This window comes from Methanolobus mangrovi, from assembly GCF_031312535.1.
GTDB lineage: Archaea > Halobacteriota > Methanosarcinia > Methanosarcinales > Methanosarcinaceae > Methanolobus > Methanolobus mangrovi.
This window is the reverse complement of the sequence record NZ_CP133594.1, coordinates 2,389,639-2,409,607: the sequence shown is the minus strand read 5'-3', so window position 1 is coordinate 2,409,607 and position 19,969 is coordinate 2,389,639. Positions and strand designations below refer to the sequence as shown.

Genomic DNA, 19,969 nt, shown 5'->3' with positions numbered 1-19,969 from the left:
GGCATATAATAACAGTGGACAAACGGGTGAATATAAGTGTCAACCTGCATAACATTGAAAGAAACAGGGCAGGCTCAGAAGAAGTTCAGGAATTCGATATTCATTGCCTGCGCAGTTCCCGTAACAGATGAAGATGATGCAAAAAAATTCATCAAATTGATCAAAAGTAAACATACTGATGCAAATCACAATGTTTCTGCATACCTTATAAATGCAGATAATGTGCTCGCGATGAAATATGATGATGATGGAGAACCAGCCGGTAGTTCAGGAAAGCCAGTATTCAGAGTTCTGGAGATGAAGGAACTCAGCAATGTGGCGGTGGTGGTAAGCAGATATTTTGGTGGTATTAAACTGGGTTTTGGGGGGCTTGCCAGAGCATACAGGGAGACAGCGATTGAAGCTATAGAGAATGCGGGGACTGTCGAGGTACGGGATAGGACACTCGTCCATATGGAATCCGATTATTCGAATATTGATGCTGTTACCAAACTGGTTTCGGAGTACGGAACTATCCTGGAAGCAAAATATACAGACGTAGTGCATTTTACAGTAGAGGTCGATTCTGAGTCAAAGGATGCATTAATAGAAAAGGTTATCAATGTAACTAAGAACAGGGTTATTATTAAATAAGATAATTCCACCTAAAAAGCAGAATCAATGTAATCATTCATTATTATTTTCCCAGCATAAAATAAATAGTATAACTTATGTTGTTAATTACCATCATCAAAAAACCGAGAGCACTATGTCCAAAAGAGCAAGAGATATGGCATTCAGGCACTTCAATAAAGGAGTAAGCCTCATTGAGAAAGGACTGCATGAAGATGCACTTGAAAACCTGAAACAGGCTGAAGAGCAGGCAAAGGGAGCAGAATCGCCCCAGATACTGGTCGCAGTATTACAGACATATGCAGACCTTTTATATTCACACGATCAAAAAGAGGAAGCACTGGAAAGATACATTTCAGCTTCTGAGATCCTTGAAGAAAACCCGAAGTATATGTCCCCTGAACAAAGGGCAAGTATGTTCAGTAATATGGCAACAGCCCTTGAAGACTCGAGCAGGAAAGAAGAAGCCAGGAATAAATACAAGATATCTGCACAGATTTACAGGGAACTAATTGAAAAAGAGCCTTCAAACACATCCCATGTATCAAATGCAGTGTCAACTTTGAACAACATGGGTGCATTGCTTGCGGAAATGCGCGAGAACGACGATGCATTAAGAATATTTGAAGAAGCCTTCAAGCTCCATGAGAAAACAGCTGAGAGCAAAAAAGAAGATGCTGAATACCAGCTTAAGAGAATCACAATACTTGAGAACCTGCTGAATATACCCATCGAGAGTGCAACCGGACTGGAAGAAGGAAGGTACGGTCAATTACTGGAAATGTACCTTGAAGAAACACGTGCAAATAATGTTGTTTCTTTAGATGTGCCCACAGCGTTACAGAATTTTGCACATGCACTGGAGAATGAGGGTAAACATGATGCTGCATTCATGAAACTGCAAGAGGCACTGGAAAATATCTCTACGCACTTTGATGAAGACCCGGAATCCGTTAACAGGAAGATTGCTATAAAGATCCTGAGAGATATGAACAGGATGCTGGAAAATGAAGAAAACTCCGAAATTTTGCTGGAAAAATATGGGTCAATACTGGAAATGTCCCGAAAATTGCTGGCTTCCATGCCATCAAATACATCTTACCAGTTGAATGTAGCTTTCTCTCTTGACATTATTGGAAACCTGCTAAAAGAGGCAGGCAGAATTGAAGAAGCAATGCAAAGAATAGAAGAATCTGTGGATATTACATTGCAGGTTCTTGAAAGTGAACATGATGACAGTTCGAGTCTGCAGGCAGGAGTATCCATCATTGAAGATATGCTTGCACTTATAGAACTGGCAGACGATGCCGATACAAAACTGAATTTGTACAGCAACCTAGAAGAAAAGATAAAGACAGTGAGCCAGGAAAGCCTGGAACTTGGACTGATCAGTGCAGGAATATGCCATGAAGCTGGCAAAATACTTGCTGAAAAGAGTGCTTATTCAGAAGCACTTGAGTACTTCAACAGGGCTATTTCAACTTATGAAACTGTCAGACATGCAACTGGAGATGATTCCAAAATGAATGATGTTCTGGAAAATATAGCAAAAACACAGCTCAGTCTTGGACTGAATGATGATGCTTTGCTCAGTTATATGCAACTTGTGAAAACAGAACCCTTTGGCAAAGGATACATTGACAGGATTAATGAAATACTGCTTGAAAAAGAAAAGAAGGCAGATAGCACTGGAAATGTAGAGATCCTGAAAAAAGAGTATGAGAATATACTGGAGATCAGAACTGAACTACTGGGGCTTGTACCTGATGAGAATGAAAAGAATGTAGCAGGAATAAGGGAACTCCAGGGAAAGATAGCGGACATCATGGTTGCAATGGGGCAAACCAGAGAAGCACTTCAGGCATACGAACAACTTCAGGAAATGGATACCAAAAACACATACCTGTCTAAGATAGTCAAACTTCTTGAAAGACTCAAGACCTCAGCCGACCAGCAACCGGGAGCTGAGGGACTTGAAATATTCGAATTCTTGCTTTCAAAATACAACAAACTGATGGAAATGAATGGAAACGATGTTTCTATTCTTGCTAACCGTGCAGCTGTGATCGAGAATATTGCATATGTCCTTTCAGAAAAAGGAGAGACTGAAGAATCAGGCTACATGTACAACTATGCACTTGATGCATACGCAGGGCTGGCTGACCTGGAACCAGAAAGTGTTTTTCCGGTAGAAAGGATTGCAGCACTGCATGCAAGAATAGCAGAACTTGCAGCAAGCCGGAATGACAGTGATGAAGCAAGAAGCAGATATGAGATGTCTCTTGACACCTACAGGTCATTGATGAATGCAAATCCTTCAAACACAGAGCATCAGCTGGATTATGCAGGTGTTCTTGATGGCGTAGGTTCCTTTTTCCTTAGTATAGGAATGCATGCAGAAGCGAAGAAAAGTTATGAAAATGCCCTGAAGACCTTTGCAGGTATCATGGAGTTAGAACCTGAGAACCTTACATATCGTTCCAATGTGACCATTTCGCTTGAGAATCTCGGGTATACACTGGAACTTATGGGAAGAAAAGAAGATGCATCATGGATGTATGAAAATGCCAGAAAGATAAAAGATGGCATTGAATAAAGTGAAATGACAATAACCCCGCATTCCGTGGTAAACGGAATGCAAACCCTTTATAGCTCATACTCCACTATGAAAAATTGACGAGTGGAATGTGGACACTTGCAAACATATCGAGGAGATACTGAGGGGAGTATCGTAAAGTCCACATTCCTGTGCAATCCAATTTCGTTTTTTGACGGGTTTTTGATGATGTCCATATCGTACCATTTGGGACATTTAGCCACATTCCATCTTGTATGTGACACAATACTTACTATTAAAACATACTATATAAATATATCTACACTATCATATCTAATAATCATCATAATGATGAGGTCCTTTTAGGATTGCCTAATAAATGATAGGAAACCTTAAAATCAGATATTATCAACCTTTACAAAGATGAATAATCATGAAATAACTACTATAGGTCGTTCCCTGAATTTTGGTTATTTTACAAATAAATTGATAATCATCATTGCAGTTCTCACTTTTATTATTTATACCACTATTTCACTTTTCAATGCAGCCCGTGGAGAAACTAACTACACGAGCCTGACAACAGGAATAAAAGCTGGTTTGCTCGTATTTTTTCTATGGGCCATCTCAAGAGAGCTTGATCCCGACAAAGAGCGGGGAGCTTTTGTAACTGTATTTCTGGCACTTGCATTCATGATGATCTTTGAAATACCAAGCATCCTCCCTTTTGTCTGGTTCCTTCTTATCCTGAGAACTGTCAACCATTCAAGTGGCATGCCTGCCGGAATAATGGATTCTTTATTAACCGCCATCATCGGGACAATACTGGCATACTATATGTCCTGGATATACGGCATTCTGACAGCAGTAGGATTTATAATCGACAGCCGGTTGAATGCGCCTGCAAAACACCACCTGCCCATAGGAGTACTTATGCTAATTATTTCAGCCATCGTTTGCGTTGAAAATAGAGAGATCACATTTGCTTACTCATACGAAAGCATACTGTTTGTTGTGTTTGGAACCGTAATGTTCCTGCCTGTTATCATATGGCCTGGGAAATTAGAAAGTGTCGGAGACAGGACAAATGAACCTCTGGACCCTGCAAGAATAAAAATGGCAAGGATAATTGGGATACTTGTCTTTTTAGGAATGGGAACTGCACAACATGAAATAAATCTTGCACTGGGTGCATTCGTTTTTTGTATCTTTGCAGGAATCGGAGCATATAGCATAGTATCCGGCATCTTACTGCATTCAGATGTTAAGAATGGATAGTGGATTAAATTATTATAATATCCAGCTCAACATTATTATGTGAGTGGGAGAGCTAATATTGCCATCTTATTTTTTACTGCCCTTGTCCTGATACTTTCTTACTTGAATTACTTCACGGACTATGCCACAAATTATGGAACTCTGGTCGTAAAACTCATACATGCATCATTGATAATTCTGCTTGCATATTTGCTGGGTGCTTTTCTTGGAAATATCATAATGGAAAGAGTGCATGATACCAGAGACAGGTACACGCTCAGAAAAGTATCATCCATCTTCATTACCTTGCTCGCAGTGGGATCGTTATTAATCGTTTTTTTCAAGGAAACTACCACCCTTATAATTGCATATGGTATCTTCAGTGCAGGTATCGTTATCACGTTGCAGGATGTGTTTCGTAACTTTGCTGGCGGTATTATTATCCTGTTCTCAAAATCCTTTCGGGCAGGAGACAGAATACAGGTAGACGACTGCTATGGGGATGTGCTTGATATTGCATATTTCCACACGACCCTGATGGAGATAAGAGAATGGGTTGACGGGGACCAGTACTCAGGAAGGATACTCAACGTTCCGAACAGTTTTGTCCTGAACAATACAGTAAAGAACTACACAAGGGACTTCTCATTCATATGGGATGAAGTGACCATTATGCTGGCTCCAGAGAGTAACTGGGAGAAGGCAAAGTCAAATGCACTTGAAACCACTAATGAACTCATAAAAGATTACGTTGAACATTCAAAAAGAGAGCTTGCAAATATGGAACAGAGATACCTCTTGACATCCTATGATGTTGATACAAAGGTATTTATGCAGATCGAAGGAGACAGGATAGAGATGCATCTTCGTTATGTGGTTGATCCTAAAAAGCGAAGACACGTCAATGATATGATCGTCCGGAATCTTCTTGAGGTCTTTGCCGATGAATCGGATATCCTTATAGGAAGTATCTCAAGTATTGAAGTTACAAAAATGCCGGAAATTAAAACCATATCTTATTCCGGCAAATGACCATAACAGATAAGAAGTTTCTATTCCAATGTTCCACTATCTTTCAGGAATTGAAGCCACCTGCGTGCTTCATCTACACGTTCCCTGGAAAATGTATCACGAAATTCCTGTTCCTTCTCTTTAGCAGTTCCGTCCTCAATCTCCCTGAGATCCATTATCGCCCTGAGAAGCCCGGCAGTCTCGTTGAAAAGAGCCTTTGCATCCTTTCGTGTGAGTTTGCTTGTTGCTAATTTCAGCTCATCCTCTTTTTCCTTTTCCCGGATATAGGAGATGTATGTATCAATATGCCTGACATCATCATCTGATAGCGTATCTTTGTTTATGAGATCCCAAACCAGGTCATGCGGCTTGCATTTTTCTCCTTTGATCTCCACTGAATACGGCACTTCCTCGCCTACCCAGAAAAGCCGGGCATGCAACGCTGCAAGAAGCTGTTTTCTTTCCCATTCGGAGATCATATTGTCCTTAGCTGATTCGGGCATGTGTAATTACTCCCTGTGATGAAATACTATTATCAGGATAATATGTGCTAATACTTTATATTAGAATTTGAACTAACAGTCTATTCAAACATCTTTAAATAAAAATAAACTTAGTTAATAAGTATTAGTAAAGGTTTGAAAGCAAAAACCAGACCACATATACCATGGAAGACCAGACCGACTACGAGGAAATAGTTAACCAGCGAAACCATTCCTGGCTTAAAGTATTCACCGGCGGATTACTCTTGTATATATTTGGAGTGTTTGCACTTGCAATAACCCGCAATAGCAACATCTTTCCAACGGTGGTTATGCTCGGAAACTTTCTGGTCCCAATCACATATGTGGCATTTTTTTACCAGAGAAGACATTTGAGCAAACTCGACCTGCCAACAACCGCCCTAGCTTTTTTCTATGGAGGAATGCTGGGAGTGCTGGCTGCAGCTACACTGGAACCAATATTTCTTTCACAGCATAAATTGTACTTTTCCTTTGAAGTCGGACTTATAGAAGAGTTTGCCAAGATAATTGGAGTACTGATCATCGCAAAACGCTGTTTCCATGATTCTGAAATGGACGGACTCATACTTGGTGCAGCTTCAGGAATGGGCTTTGCAGCACTTGAAAGCACAGGCTACGCTTTCACAGCATTTCTGGCAAGTGGCGGCAGCCTGTCACAGACTGTCCTGATAACTCTTGTAAGAGGAGTTATCTCTCCCATAGGACACGGCACATGGACGGCCATTCTTGTCAGTGTGATGTTCAGGGAAAGCGGACCACGGATATTCCACATAAACTACAAGGTCATCGGCACATATCTGACAGTAGCCGCCCTTCACGGACTATGGAACGGCCTGCCCGAAGTGTTAGCCATATTCCCGCAAACGGTGGTAAATGTATTCACAGGACAGGTACTTGTGGCAATTTTAGGCTTTTTCCTGCTCTGGAGAAGATACAACGAAGCAAAGAGACTCCAGATAGAAAAACTGAGACTGGGAATACCTGAAACTCCATGCTGGAAATGAGCGAAGTCCCTGATTTCAATGAAACATTTCTCTTGCTAAAATAATAATCATTTTATAGAGTTCGTATATATTAGCGTATAGCTCAACTGTTGAGACAGATTCAGCTCATGGTCATGGTTGGTGATGGATATGGACACAAAAAATGATATAAAATGGGATATTGACGTTTCAATATTGACTAACAGGTTCATCCTGAAGGAACTGCTTAAAGTCCTTGGAATTGCGACCTTTGTTACAGTTGCCATCGTGCTTTTGATAACGCTGCCTTCTATCCTTGGTGGGGACATTCATTCCAACAGCAGCAATGCCAGAGATATGAAGTATGCTTTGACCCTCATCGGCATGTTATTCTTTTTCACAGCATTGTTCATATTCGTATATTACGGGAACATGTACATGCTTTCTTACAGTATGGACAGCAAAAGTGTAAGCACCATCAGCCGAACAGAACAACGAGGCAAGAACAGTAAATTGAATTTCCTGCTAATAATCATCGGACTTCTCGCTCGAAATCCTACGGCAACAGGGATAGGTTTTCTTGCCAGTTCTCACCAGGACCAGAATCTTAAATGGAAAAATATCAAAAAAGCCACATTCCACCCTGACAGCAGTACCGTTACACTCTCAGCAGGATACGGGGAAAAGAGCATTGTATTCTGCACAGATGACAATTACGACGAAGTATCCGGGTTTATAAGATCGATGTGTAGTGACTCCTGCCATATCAATGAGAAATAAGACTAAAGGCATATTAATGAAGAACTAAGCTTCTTCATCTTTATTTCCTGTATTCGCATCTGCTTTTTCTGTTCCTTCAACTTCTTTCCATGCATCTTGAATATGCATTGCCTGCATTCCAAGTTCCTGTGGCGGGAAGATATCATTCTCAGGCGTATCACCTATGGACATCACTTCATGAGCTTCAAGACCCATGATCTCCATTGCTCGTTCAAACATCCGTGTGTCGGGTTTCTTGTAACCTACATCAGAAGAGAAAATAATGAAATCAAAGTACTGATGCAGTCCCAGGAATTGCAATTCCAGTTCTGAGAAAACACGCTGTCCGTTAGATACTATGCATTTGGGCAAATCCCTGTATTTTTCAAGAAACATCAGGCTTTGCGGATAGGCTTCTATCGTGCGCAGGGATGCGGACCTGAATACCCGGGAAGTTTCAATGCCCAATTTCTTTGCATCGATCTCCCATATGGCATTCTCGCTGCATATCGACTCAAAGACCTCATCAACCTTTATTTCGGGATGGGACTCTGTAGAAGATTCAACTATAGACTTTGCTTTGTTACGATATCCTTCCTTCAATACAAGAGGGTCTATCTTCACTCCCTGATACTGCAACCACTTGCTTAAGGCATCATAAGTGTAAAAACTGCTTTCGTCAGTGTGGATATCTATCAGCGTACCATAACAATCGAATATCATACCTTTTATCTGAGAGTCTTCAGGCATTCAAGAGCCTCCTTTATTAGATAATTATAATGCGGGTATCTCCGGTGTAATCTCGCAGACCTCAATAGCCCAAGACTCATGAAGAATGGCAAGACCTGCGTTACATAGCGGAAATCATCTTCACTTCTGCTGTAATGCCAGAGAAAATGCCCAATATATGGTTCGGCATTTGTTCCTGAACCTTTGTTGAACTCGAAATAGTTCTTCAGCTCCGAGCACAATATACCCAGATCCCTTACAGCATTACCGCCCTCCCATGAACTTTCAAAATCAAGGGCATATGGAACACTTTTTCTGAAGATGTAGTTAGAGGGAGTAGCATCCCTGTGAACCATGCAGCCGGAATAACGGTCAAGGAGCGGACTGTGCCACCAATTCCCAAGCAATTCATTGAAAACCTGCCTGGTGGAATTATCGAGCTTGAGTTGGTCCAGAACATGATGGAAATTTGCAAATTCCCTCTCACGATTATAATAACCATCTGTGCAGTCATGGAGCCGCCTTAGCATGTGCGCAACCGATGTCAGGCGGTCATAAAGGTTCCTTTCGTTCTCCATGTAACGGAAAAGAGATTTGCCCGAGATATATTCGGTCACAAGAACACAATTGAAATGCTGGTTTATTCCTATGGGCTTTGGAACGTTTATGAATTGTTCCACTCTCTTGAGGTTGTTGTATTCGTTTGTCATTGCCTCATAGGCATTGTATCTTTTAAGTTTACCACGTGGTTCGGCAAAGAACTTGGCTACAACACTGTACTTTTCCCCCCTGAACTTATACCTGCATACGGTATGTGAAGAAGGATCATACTTGAAAACATCAACCTCACAGTTCTTATTCCGTATTCTTTCACCGAGAATTTCCACAAGCCAATCCCTGAAACAGTCGCCCGGATAAAGAGTGTTCACATAATACTTCAAAACTGCATTTCCCCGTTTAATTGCATAGAATGTATACTTCTATGCACTTCTATGTATGACTATATGTGCCTATCTGTTAAATTTTCAGAGGACACGCAGGATTGCTTTTAAGGTGTTCCTAAAAAAATTAAAGAAAAATGAATCAGGGATTATTCAAAACCCTGAACTGCAAGGCATTCTTTCATAAGGGAGAATCTGTCCACCATACCCATGAGCTTCTTATCGTCAGTGACACATATACGTCCGACATCATAGTGAACAATGGCTTCAATGGCTTTGGATATCAGTGTACCCGGGCTGACTGAATAAAGTGGAGTAGACATCATTCTTTCAACTTTAGGGGCATCTCCTGACAGGCTGTCATGGAAATCACTTGAACGGTTACCTGTCCTGGCAAATCCGGCTTTTATTATATCGCTTCTGGTGATAATCCCAAGAACTTCTTCCGCATGCGATATTACCGGTACACCTGTGTACTTCCCATCCAGCATATTACCCCATATCCCGGAAATAGTGTCATCATGATATGCAGTCGTTACCTTCGTGTTCATGATATCATCTACGGTTTTCCTAGGGAGTTTCGTAAGACGGACATGCTGCAGGATATTGCTATCGCTCAGTATTCCTGCTATGGTCTTGTCGGTGGATGAATTCACCACAGGTGCACGGTTTTGCTGTGCATCGAACAGCAATTTTGCCGCATCACGTATTTCCATATCAGGAGTTATAAGCGGAGATTCACTAGCATAACCCCCAACTGTTACTTCAGACCTGTTCGACCGTATCCTGAGAATGTCCTGAACATCCAGCATGCCTACTACACGGTCATTTTCATCCAGCACTGGAAGACCATGCAAACGGTTATCACGCATTACCTGCCTGGCATATGTCATTAGATCAGTCTCTCTTACATATACCGGGTCTTTAGTCATTATGTCCCCAACTATCATTGTTTCACTCCCTTAAAGATAAGCCTGTAAGCCCAACTATAGGCCTTCTCCTGCATCTTCAACCCAATGAAGAAGACAGGACATTATTTACTCCACTTTATATTACGCATCAATAGTATTTGTAAATCCCGCCAGTCCCATCATGAATATATAATCCCCGGTCCGTAAACTATTAAGTAAAAGGAGACAAAAACAGACACATGGCGTTTAATTTTGTTATGGTCATTATCCTTGTGCTGCTCCTTGCAGGACTTGTGATGTCGTTTTTCGCATTCAAGCTAAAGAGAGAAGAGTACAAGAATACCGGTAAGTACCCCAGAGGCCATTATATGGGACGGGGGCTTGCTATCGGCATTGCAATAGGGATACCCATTGCCATTGTACTTGAGAGTATCTTTGCAGGATATATGGTAGGTCTGGTTATCGGTACCTTTATCGGGTCAAATATGGAAAAGAAACACGAGCATGAATTAAGATCTCTTACCCTAAGGGAAAGAGACCTGAGAAAAAAGACGATTATGATATTCGCTGCTTTGTTCGCAATCGGAGTAATCGTATTTGTATTAGCCATCGTTTAATTCTGACAGACCCTTTCAGCAGGATATAATTATTCATCCTGCATACTTTTGTATTCTTTGAGCAATCGGACGTATACTGCCGCATTTTCTTTTATGTGAACGATGTCATCATCTGTGAGTTGCCTCTGTACCTTCCCCGGCACTCCAACAACAAGACTTCCCGCTGGTATCTTTTTCCCCGGTGGCACGAGTGCATTTGCACCGATGATACAGTTCTCTCCTATCTCTGCACCATCCAGCACCGTGGCGTTCATCCCGATGAGTACGTTGCTGGCAATCTTACAGCCATGAACCACGGCGCAGTGACCAATCGTTACATCATCGCCTATCTCAACATTATGCTTGTCTGATGTGTGAATGACAACGTTGTCCTGAACATTTGACCTTTTTCCTATATGGATGGAACTTACATCACCACGGATTACCGCACTGAACCATACACTGGACTCGTCCGAGATAATAACATCACCTATTACAGTTGCATTGTCAGCTACAAAAGCAGAATCTGAAATATCAGGATTTGAAGATTTGAATTTAAGGATCATTTGAATCACGTTTTACAAAAGAGCTTATCAAAAATGATCTTAAAAATCATTTTTGGGTATCAGAGTTTTGAGAATCATCCTTGTTCTTTCCGCTTTCCTCTTCCCTTTCACCAAAGTTAATTACCAGATGATTACATCTTCCACTTTTTGCTCCGCATACCTTACAATATCTTGCCATAGGATTCTCCTCCTTAGGTAATTAGGTCATGTTTGTAAAATAAACCTGTGGGTGTTTTTGAAAAAAGAGAAATTTCAATCAACAAAGCGAATTAAATACATCATCAACTCAGTAAAGATCATTTCTTAGATCCTGTAGAATAGAGCCCTTTTGTTTGATGTCCTTTGCTTTATCAAGGTCAATTTTCCCGATGAGAACAGTTTCCTCTTTCCCAGCTTCCTCCAAAATACGACCCCAACCATCTGTGATCAAAGAACCACCAGGATAAATTGTACGCTTTCCTCTTCCAACCCTGTTGCAGGCTACATGAGGAAGTTGATTTTCAATAGCCCTGGAAATAGACATAATACGCCAGGGATGAGCGTAAAAATCCGGGATCTCGGCTGATGATACAAAAATGTCTGCACCTTCAACTGCCAGTTTTCGTGCAACTTCCGGGTAGCGAAGTTCGTTACATATAATAAGTCCGACTGAAATATCGTGCTTTTTCAGTTTGATAGGAGTTATGCTGGCACCGGATGCAAAATATTCTTTTTCCGGCCCGTAAAGCTGAACCTTTCGGTGTGAACCCACCAGTTTTCCTGATTCGATACAAAAACCCAGATTACATTGAGAAAGCTGACCTTTTTTGTTCGTTGAATCCTTTTCTCTTCTTTCTATCATTGAACCTGCAAGGATGCAGTCATGTTCCTTTGAGAAATCACAAAGAGCTTCAATTGTCGGACCGGGAACATCTTCTGCAACCTCTTCTATCCTATCATAACAAAAGCCAGTGGAGAATACTTCAGGGAAAACAAGCAACTCAGCTTCTCTGGAAACTGCTTCTTCTGACATTTGAAGAGCACGCTGAAGATTATCATTCTTTGAACAAACAGAGACATTCATCTGGATGCAGGCAACTTTCACTGTTTTCACTCACCTTTCAGAGGATGTATAAAGAGAGTTCACATGATAAAGATAACCTGTAGTTAGTACTATTTTTGGTAATTAGAGTAAGAATCTTAAAATTAGTTGCATCGGCAACTATATATCTGTTGAAAGGGTATACGTGCACAAATCGTTGCGTTTGCAACTAATTGGCCGGCACTATAGAGAAACAAAAAAGGTGTACAAATGCATGATAATGATTTCAGTGGAAAGTTCATCTCATACCTCCACCGATATGGACAGATCTACATTGATAACAAAATGGAACCATACGGCATAGGAAGTGGACAGTTCTCTTTTCTCGTGCAATTGTATCACGAAGATGGTGTCAATCAGGAATGTCTTTCAAACTATCTGAAGATCGATAAAGCCACAACTACGAGGGCTATAAAAAAACTTGTACATGAAGGTTATGTTTTCAAAACCATCGATGAGAAAGACAGGCGGTCATACAGGATATTTCTTACCGATAAAGGGAGAAAGTTGGAACCTGATATGAAAAAGATAGCCGCAGAGTGGGAAAATATCCTTTTTTCGAATCTAGATCGGACTCAAAGAGAAGATATCATTAGTTCACTTGAAACTATGTTCAAAAACGTATCCGAAAGAATGCAGGATAAATAGGCAATATTATGCAATTTAAAAAAATTCACCTTTTAATGCTTTGTGTTACTGCTTTTTTTGCAATGGCAGGTAGTGCTATTTTAGCACCGGTGTTGCCAGATATGGTAAAACCTCTGAATACAACATCCCATGAGATCGGGCTGATGATATCGGTATATACCATTTCAACAGCCATTTTCACATTGGCTATTGGACATTTTATAGACCGGGTGAAACGTAAGAGCATACTTGTCCCGTGCCTCATACTCTATGGCCTGATGGGACTTATCAGTTATTTTGTGGCTGATCTGCAAGCACTTCTTGTAATGAGGTTCATACAGGGAATAGGTGTCGCAGGAATGATGTCTTTGTCTATGCTCATCATTGGTGATGTGTACAAAGGCCATGATAGTTTACATGCAATGAGCAGGGTTAGTATGGCTATTGCCATTGGTACGGTATCTGCCCCTCTTATAGGTGGAGGACTGGCAATTCTGGGATGGAACTACCCATTCCTTTTCTATGCACTTGCACTACCATTCGCTGCCCTTGTAATATTATTCCTTCCGGAAACAAGCGTAAAGAAAGAAAACGATAGCCATAAAGGTATACTTAATGTACTTCCAGCACTCAGGGACCTGCGAATACTATATACAGTATTCCTGAGCTTTGCTGTTTTCTTCCTGTTATTTTCAGTGATCATCTACATGCCCTTTATGCTTAAGGCTGTGTTTGGTTATACAGCAAAGCAAGCAGGAATGACATTAGCTTTCCAGGGAATGGCCGTCATTCTAATGGCATCACGCGTAAAGGGCCTTGTCACTAAGTATTCGATGATGAAAGTCATTAGCACTGGTTTTGCAATTCTTGGACTTGCAATATTATCTATTTCGTTTGCAAATTCAATTATCGTGGTTCTTCTCTTAATGCTGGTGTTCGGAGCAGGTTACGGACTTGCCCAAACCACAATTGACGCACAGATAATTCATATATCCCCTTCTGAATCAAGAGGTGGCGTGTTATCCATACACAACACCATGAAGTATACTGGTCAGAGCCTTTCTCCCATAGTCCTCGGTATAATCCTGTTGCATTTTGACATTAACACGGTCTTTATGATATCAGGCATTCTGGGTTTGCTTATTGCTCTGACAACGTACCTAATGAAGAATATGTTTGAAAAAACAGGTGATGTGCATGTCAAAAATACAAAAACATCATTGCCGTATTCAGTCTGCCCTGAACCTTTAGATGATAGGTAGCCTAAATAAGAAATGTCAATAGATAAAGATAAACTGTATTATGGCCCAATTTATTATTCAGAATGAAAAAATGATATGCTCTAAGTGTATTCTACATTGCATGAAAAAGAATACACAGGCTGAAAAGCCATTTACCTTAAACTCTCACATCAGGGAAAGTTAGGAGACGTGGGGACGAGGATGTTAAAAAAAATTGGCTATTAATTCATTCTACTTTAATCTTAGTTTGAGATATTCCTTAAATGGTAATAGATTATTAATTTTAAGAACTAACATGGGAATGGACAAGCACTTGTTCTGCCTGATGCCAAAAGAACAGTGTGATTGTTCGAAGGCATCAATCGTTTTTGCAGGAATGGATTGTTTTAGTATATTGTCTGAATATTCTACATAGTCTTTGAATATACTTGCTCCCATATCACATGGAAATAGAAGCAATACATCTGGCACATCGCAGATGTTAAACGGAAACATCCGACATAGAGTTGGTCTCCATTCATATACGCTGCACCTACCAAGCTCCAGATAGGGGCAAGGAATACTTATTTTGTAATGACTTACTCCTTCTTCATCACAGGATTCGATCTTATCAGTCTGATATTTTGATGCCTGCATTAATAGATCCAGATCTTTTTCATCCAGATTGATGTCTGCTAATTTACAGCAAATTGCAGGACAACTGGATGGACATGAATAGTGTGAAAGTATTTCCTGAACGGTTTCAAAAAAAGGCAAATCACTTAACCTTCCTTTTCCATGCATAATAAAAATGTCAATGGAATTCTATATGAATATTTCTAAACCACCTTACCATGTAATTCTCCAATAGATAAGATATACTGAGTTAATCTTACAATAGATGAAAATGGGTTTCTGAGGGCACCCCCACTGCATTAAAAAGAATGCGGAAGCTGATAAGTTATTTCCCCTAGATACTCATTATAGAGGGAGGATAGATTATTTGTGAAAAAATTCTAATATTTACTAATATAATGATGTGATTTCGTAATTTTTATAACTGAATAAACTATTATTAATGTACAGTTTGTGTTGATTATAAAAATATAACATTATATTGTTAAAAGTATTTGTGTGACATTTCCATATAGGTCGTGGCTTGAATGGCAAAAGCGTTGCTTAATGTATTATTTACTTCTGAGAAAAGAAAAAAGGTATTATTATTATTGAAAGATGGTCCCATGGAAATGGATACTCTCCTCAAATCACTAGAAACAACAAGACAAGCATTGCTTCCTCAAGTAAAGATTCTGAAAGATAATCACCTTATTTGTGACCATGAAGATACTTATGGATTAACAATTATTGGAAAACTGATAATTGATGAAATGACGTCATTATTAGATATCATTGAACTTCTTGATGGCAGTATTGATTACTGGGGAAGTCACTATTTGGATTTCATCCCACCTCATCTTCTGGAGAGAATAGATGAACTAAGGAAATGTAAATTGATAAAGCCTAAGATCACTGAACTATATGAAATTAATACCGAATTTTTTGAGGCTTCCAAGAAAGCTAAATCTCACTATATTGTTACTACGTTTCTACATCCAAATTTTATACAGTTAGCCAATGACCTGATTACCAATAATATTAATATATATTTTATCAGCTCCCAGGATTTACTGGATAAAATGATTAAAGAGTATCACGACGATTTTGAAAAAATAATTCAAAATCACTTAGTTCATGCTTTTGTTTACTCTAAAAAAATGGATTTTCAATTTGTTGCATTTAATGAATGCTACGCCATGTTATCTTTACTAAGAACTAATGGGGAATTTGATAGCAAATATCTTCTATGTAAAGGGAAAACTGTAAATGAATGGGGAATAGATTTTTACAACTGCTATCTAAAAGATTCAAAACCAGTAACTGACATTTAATCAATATTGATCTTTGAATTTAGACCTTCTGTTATAAACTTTATTTAGATCAATGTATAACTATGTCTTATCATTGAAAAAAGGGGAGCTTGTTCAGTATCTTGTTGGGAAGAGGAAGAATATTGATTTCAGTAAGCCTGCTTTTAGTGTCGAAAGGCAGGATCCATACGTTATAATGCAAAGAATACTGAGTATTTCTTATTCGGATCGGAATAAGATGAGATTCTCAAAAGATGTGTTGCATTATATGGAGAAAAATGCGGGAGCTGATAAGCTATTTACCTTGAATGATCATGTTAGGGAGAGAATGAGATGAAGGAAGCAAAGCTTTAAACCTGAGTGACTAACGTAATAATATGACCTATAACCACACTCAAAAAGGACGTCTAAGGGGATTTATCCTCCTTGCACTTATTTTATTATTTGCATTCATATTATTAAGTACAGGTTTTGAGCCAATGGCTTTTGCCACTATGTTGCTAGTTGTGATAATAGTCATTTCTTTTACAACACTTAACGTAACGATTGACGAAAATTATTTTAGAATAAAATTTGGTTATGGGATATTTAGGAAGAAGTTCCTGCTTGATGAAATCATTTCAACAAAAACGGTGAAGAATCATTGGTATTATGGATGGGGAATAAGATTATGGCTGTGGCCTAAAATGTGGATTCTCAATGTTTCTGGTTTTGATGCAGTTGAGATCAAGATGAAAAACAATAAAATATACAGGATAGGTACTGATGAACAAAAAGAACTGGAGCGTGCAATCTCAGAGTCAGCTAACTTGAAAATAGCTGAATTCTAAATTTCAGATACGTTTATCATAATGTAAATCAAAGATATTAGTAATTATATGTAGGAGTGGGAGAAATGAACAAGATACTGAAATGGATATTGATAAATTTTGGAATTTTGATGTTGATCAAGATGTTAAAAGGCCATTGTTGCCATTCGACCGGTAAACAAACCGAGTCTACGGATCAGCAACAGGAAATTGAACCACAGTCCTGCTTAACATAAAACGTCAAGTATCGATTTATTCAAAATTTGAATGAACAAATACTGGAACCTACTTAAATCGGTTATTTTTAAGTAAATAGCATATAACCTTGATAATATCTCAAGGTTATATTTGTTATTCAAATGAATATTTCTACAGGATGCATACCAAATAATGTATGCCATCACACTCATAAAGATTATTTATAGCTGCGTATTGATTTTTTCTATTGTTATAACCAATGCCCCTCTTGCCCATGAGAATTTTGATTTTGCCAGATCTGCATATTTTCCTGAAGTTTGAACTTCCCCTTTTCCGGAAATACAACATCCCTGACCAAGAGTATTGGTCCCCTGGACTTTCTGTGAAGCTATCAGTAACTCCACTTGAGGATTCTTTTTAAGGTTCTCCTCGGTTATATTATAATACCCGGCAGGAATTATGAGTATACCACTATCTTCAGTTTTTAATGCTCTCATATATCCGCCCCATGTAGCCACCAAATGTGGACCACTTTCCCCACAGGTTGCAATTGCAACCCATTCTGTTTTATCCAGAACTTCCTTACATGTACCTTCTATTTGTACTATGTTACCCACTCCTGTTAATTTCACTCAGATGATTTTGAGCTAGTATAATTAACAACGTTTTCATCAAATATAAACCGACGACTTTGTGAGAGGGAAAATAGAAGTAAAATAATTGTTGGTTAAAAATTATTGGGTACATATATAATATAATTGTTATTAACAAACCTATTTAAATAAAATAAATATGTATCAAACCATAGCATGAACAATTTTTGCTAATGGGATGTGGCTTAAGTGAAAAAACGGTTACTTGATGTTATATTTGCTTCAGATAAGAGAAAGAATGTGCTATTATTGTTACAGAATGGTCCACAAGAAATGGATGCTCTTCTCAAGTCACTGGAAACAACAAGACAGGCTTCACTTCCTCAAATGAAGATCTTAGAAGAACATTATCTTGTGTTTCACTATAATGACATCTATGAACTGACAACTATTGGGAAATTGATAGTAGATTGGATGAAACCACTATTATCAACAATTAATGTCTTCGACTCAGATGTTCAATACTGGAGAACACACGATTTTAGTTTCATGCCAACCGATCTCTTTAAAAGAATAAATGAGCTTGAATCTTGTACGATTAAAAGTCCATCTACTGAAATGATGTATGATGCCCATGCTGACTTCAATCAAATGACCAAAGCCCATGAGTTTCAGTTTTCAATTACTAGTTTCTTTTATCCACATTTTACTGACATATTCATGGAATTACTATCAAATGATGTAGATATGCATGTAATTATTTCTCAAAATCTGTTTGACAAATTAAAAGCTGAAAATTATCAAGACATTGAGAGATTGGTAAATAATAAGTCAGTCCATTTGTATGTATATCAGAAGAAAATGCAATTCTTGGCATTTGTATTCAATGAAACCTCCGTAATGATGAGTCCGCTGAAAATTAGCGGGGAGTTTGATAACAAGCATATCGTTTGTAAAGGTCCAGATGCTGTTAGATGGGCACAAGACTTTGCAGAGTATTACTTAAAAGATTCAATTCCATTAACTAAATCTATGTTAGCTGATGAATCTTAACTTTGTTTCAATCTAGTTTTAGTGATTTCAAGCCATTTTCAATGCTCACTGGCAGACAATATTAAATTTTGCAGAGTAAATATCGTAAATAATAATATATTATATAAGTCTGTGCAAACTTAAATTAGAATACTCAAAGGAGAGTATTCCTCTCTTTTTCCCAATATTGAAAAGTTATCCCAGGAGTGAAAACAAAAACGAACTAAAAGCAGATTTGCATGTAATTATTGAAACTATCACACCTGGGTTTTAACACCTTGATGAAATGACCTTATGTCAATTCCCTCTTCAGTATCTTGTGTGCAACGTTTAGCTGCTTGAATTTCTCGAGGTCCCCGGTTGGCTTGTCCGGATGCAACTCTTTTGACAGAATCTTATATTTTTCATTAATGACTGTAAAATCTGTTTCATCGTGGTCACAGCCGAAGAATTCTCTTGCTTCCTGACGTTTCTGATGAACGTCTTTATCCTCTCTGAACTCTGAAATGAAATCAGCTATTGTAATGTCACCTGAAAGAACCCTGTTTGCTTCAATCTCAATTACCCGGGACAGGACATAGAGATTCTCTACATAATTCTTTTGCATATTATGGCTGTAATGCATCCTGTCATCCGCTAGCCACCAGGTTGCAGAAGCTTTTACCTTTTTCATTGCAATGCGCTCAAGAGGGATATCGATGTCATTCTCGTTAACACCGATCTTTCTTAGAATTGTAATAATATTATTCTGAAATTGTATGGCCCTTCTGTTACTAGCACCCTTAATAACTACTGAACCAATTTCGTGTCCTTTTATTTTAAGCATTTTATTCACTCTTTTTCATGTTGGAGTCCCCACTAGTTCATACTTCCTTATATACCCATGCATATTCCGGAATAACTTTGATCTCAATTATAGCAACTAAACCATAGCTGCACATCAAAAAAGCGTAATAAATAGTTGCTTCTGAGATTATGGATTATAAGTATGGACTATGTAAAGATGGAAAAGATCGTATGAACATATCAAAGAGTATTGCGGGGGTGGAAAAAGGG

At 38.9% G+C, this 19,969-nt stretch carries 23 protein-coding genes; 13 read left to right on the top strand and 10 right to left on the bottom strand.

What is annotated here, in order from left to right; all coding sequences use genetic code 11:
• Positions 1-36: 36 nt before the first annotated feature.
• From RE476_RS11720 to RE476_RS11705, 4 genes are all read left to right on the top strand, one after another.
• A complete protein-coding gene (locus RE476_RS11720) occupies positions 37-633 on the top strand; it encodes an IMPACT family protein (protein ID WP_309307818.1) in 597 nt (198 codons plus the stop codon).
• 115 nt (positions 634-748) lie between these two features.
• Positions 749-3,208 (top strand): tetratricopeptide repeat protein, encoded by a 2,460-nt coding sequence (locus RE476_RS11715; RefSeq protein ID WP_309307817.1) that lies wholly within the window; start codon positions 749-751, stop codon positions 3,206-3,208.
• 384 nt (positions 3,209-3,592) lie between these two features.
• Positions 3,593-4,447: a hypothetical protein gene (locus RE476_RS11710; RefSeq protein WP_309307816.1), complete on the top strand. Its 855-nt coding sequence runs from the start codon at positions 3,593-3,595 to the stop codon at positions 4,445-4,447.
• A gap of 39 nt (positions 4,448-4,486) precedes the next feature.
• Positions 4,487-5,458: a mechanosensitive ion channel family protein gene (locus RE476_RS11705; protein WP_309307815.1), complete on the top strand. Its 972-nt coding sequence runs from the start codon at positions 4,487-4,489 to the stop codon at positions 5,456-5,458.
• Positions 5,459-5,478: 20 nt separating this feature from the next.
• On the opposite strand, the gene RE476_RS11700 is transcribed toward RE476_RS11705, so the two are convergent.
• Positions 5,479-5,940 carry a DUF5788 family protein gene (locus tag RE476_RS11700; protein ID WP_309307814.1) on the bottom strand — a complete coding sequence of 154 codons (462 nt, stop codon included), beginning with the start codon at positions 5,938-5,940 and terminating at the stop codon, positions 5,479-5,481.
• 164 nt (positions 5,941-6,104) lie between these two features.
• Between RE476_RS11700 and RE476_RS11695 the strand changes: the two genes are divergently transcribed.
• Together RE476_RS11695 and RE476_RS11690 are read left to right on the top strand one after the other, a co-directional pair.
• Positions 6,105-6,965 (top strand): PrsW family intramembrane metalloprotease, encoded by an 861-nt coding sequence (locus RE476_RS11695; RefSeq protein ID WP_309307813.1) that lies wholly within the window; start codon positions 6,105-6,107, stop codon positions 6,963-6,965.
• Between the two features lie 129 nt (positions 6,966-7,094).
• Positions 7,095-7,703: a hypothetical protein gene (locus tag RE476_RS11690; protein WP_309307812.1), complete on the top strand. Its 609-nt coding sequence runs from the start codon at positions 7,095-7,097 to the stop codon at positions 7,701-7,703.
• Between the two features lie 24 nt (positions 7,704-7,727).
• On the opposite strand, the gene RE476_RS11685 is transcribed toward RE476_RS11690, so the two are convergent.
• The 3 genes from RE476_RS11685 to RE476_RS11675 all read right to left on the bottom strand — a co-directional run bounded on the left by RE476_RS11685 (position 7,728) and on the right by RE476_RS11675 (position 10,302).
• Positions 7,728-8,432, bottom strand: a complete 705-nt coding sequence (locus tag RE476_RS11685) for an HAD family hydrolase (protein WP_309307811.1) — start codon at positions 8,430-8,432, stop codon at positions 7,728-7,730.
• Positions 8,411-9,352 carry a phosphotransferase gene (locus tag RE476_RS11680; RefSeq protein ID WP_309307810.1) on the bottom strand — a complete coding sequence of 314 codons (942 nt, stop codon included), beginning with the start codon at positions 9,350-9,352 and terminating at the stop codon, positions 8,411-8,413. The genes RE476_RS11685 and RE476_RS11680 overlap by 22 nt, the downstream gene beginning before the upstream one ends.
• 149 nt (positions 9,353-9,501) lie before the next feature.
• A complete protein-coding gene (locus RE476_RS11675) occupies positions 9,502-10,302 on the bottom strand; it encodes a CBS domain-containing protein (protein ID WP_309307809.1) in 801 nt (266 codons plus the stop codon).
• A 200-nt stretch (positions 10,303-10,502) separates the two neighbouring features.
• Between RE476_RS11675 and RE476_RS11670 the strand changes: the two genes are divergently transcribed.
• Positions 10,503-10,880, top strand: a complete 378-nt coding sequence (locus RE476_RS11670) for a hypothetical protein (RefSeq protein WP_309307808.1) — start codon at positions 10,503-10,505, stop codon at positions 10,878-10,880.
• A gap of 29 nt (positions 10,881-10,909) precedes the next feature.
• Here RE476_RS11670 and RE476_RS11665 read toward each other — a convergent pair whose 3' ends face one another.
• From RE476_RS11665 to RE476_RS11655, 3 genes are all read right to left on the bottom strand, one after another.
• Positions 10,910-11,425 carry a gamma carbonic anhydrase family protein gene (locus RE476_RS11665; protein ID WP_309307807.1) on the bottom strand — a complete coding sequence of 172 codons (516 nt, stop codon included), beginning with the start codon at positions 11,423-11,425 and terminating at the stop codon, positions 10,910-10,912.
• 46 nt (positions 11,426-11,471) lie between these two features.
• Positions 11,472-11,603: a hypothetical protein gene (locus tag RE476_RS11660; RefSeq protein WP_309307806.1), complete on the bottom strand. Its 132-nt coding sequence runs from the start codon at positions 11,601-11,603 to the stop codon at positions 11,472-11,474.
• Between the two features lie 108 nt (positions 11,604-11,711).
• On the bottom strand, positions 11,712-12,518 hold the full coding sequence (locus tag RE476_RS11655) for a nitrilase-related carbon-nitrogen hydrolase (protein ID WP_309307805.1): 807 nt from the start codon (positions 12,516-12,518) through the stop codon (positions 11,712-11,714).
• 198 nt (positions 12,519-12,716) lie between these two features.
• Between RE476_RS11655 and RE476_RS11650 the strand changes: the two genes are divergently transcribed.
• Positions 12,717-13,154, top strand: coding sequence for a MarR family winged helix-turn-helix transcriptional regulator (locus RE476_RS11650; RefSeq protein WP_309307804.1), 438 nt, complete (start codon positions 12,717-12,719; stop codon positions 13,152-13,154).
• A gap of 8 nt (positions 13,155-13,162) precedes the next feature.
• Complete coding sequence (locus RE476_RS11645; protein WP_309307803.1) at positions 13,163-14,395, top strand: MFS transporter; 1,233 nt, start codon at positions 13,163-13,165, stop codon at positions 14,393-14,395.
• A gap of 210 nt (positions 14,396-14,605) precedes the next feature.
• On the opposite strand, the gene RE476_RS11640 is transcribed toward RE476_RS11645, so the two are convergent.
• Entirely contained in the window at positions 14,606-15,157 is a 552-nt protein-coding gene (locus RE476_RS11640; protein ID WP_309307802.1) for a YkgJ family cysteine cluster protein, read from the bottom strand.
• 359 nt (positions 15,158-15,516) lie between these two features.
• Here RE476_RS11640 and RE476_RS11635 point away from each other — a divergent pair, with 359 nt between their 5' ends.
• The 3 genes from RE476_RS11635 to RE476_RS11625 all read left to right on the top strand — a co-directional run bounded on the left by RE476_RS11635 (position 15,517) and on the right by RE476_RS11625 (position 17,111).
• Positions 15,517-16,302: a helix-turn-helix transcriptional regulator gene (locus RE476_RS11635; RefSeq protein WP_309307801.1), complete on the top strand. Its 786-nt coding sequence runs from the start codon at positions 15,517-15,519 to the stop codon at positions 16,300-16,302.
• Between the two features lie 73 nt (positions 16,303-16,375).
• On the top strand, positions 16,376-16,618 hold the full coding sequence (locus RE476_RS11630; RefSeq protein ID WP_309307800.1) for a hypothetical protein: 243 nt from the start codon (positions 16,376-16,378) through the stop codon (positions 16,616-16,618).
• Between the two features lie 40 nt (positions 16,619-16,658).
• A complete protein-coding gene (locus tag RE476_RS11625) occupies positions 16,659-17,111 on the top strand; it encodes a hypothetical protein (protein ID WP_309307799.1) in 453 nt (150 codons plus the stop codon).
• Positions 17,112-17,509: 398 nt separating this feature from the next.
• On the opposite strand, the gene RE476_RS11620 is transcribed toward RE476_RS11625, so the two are convergent.
• On the bottom strand, positions 17,510-17,920 hold the full coding sequence (locus tag RE476_RS11620; protein WP_309307798.1) for a pyridoxamine 5'-phosphate oxidase family protein: 411 nt from the start codon (positions 17,918-17,920) through the stop codon (positions 17,510-17,512).
• Between the two features lie 210 nt (positions 17,921-18,130).
• On the opposite strand from RE476_RS11620, the gene RE476_RS11615 reads away from it, so the two are divergent.
• Positions 18,131-18,934 carry a helix-turn-helix transcriptional regulator gene (locus RE476_RS11615; RefSeq protein ID WP_309307797.1) on the top strand — a complete coding sequence of 268 codons (804 nt, stop codon included), beginning with the start codon at positions 18,131-18,133 and terminating at the stop codon, positions 18,932-18,934.
• A gap of 271 nt (positions 18,935-19,205) precedes the next feature.
• On the opposite strand, the gene RE476_RS11610 is transcribed toward RE476_RS11615, so the two are convergent.
• The gene (locus tag RE476_RS11610; protein WP_309307796.1) at positions 19,206-19,739 is read right to left on the bottom strand and encodes a J domain-containing protein; all 534 of its coding nucleotides are present in this window, start codon (positions 19,737-19,739) and stop codon (positions 19,206-19,208) included.
• Positions 19,740-19,969: the final 230 nt, after the last annotated feature.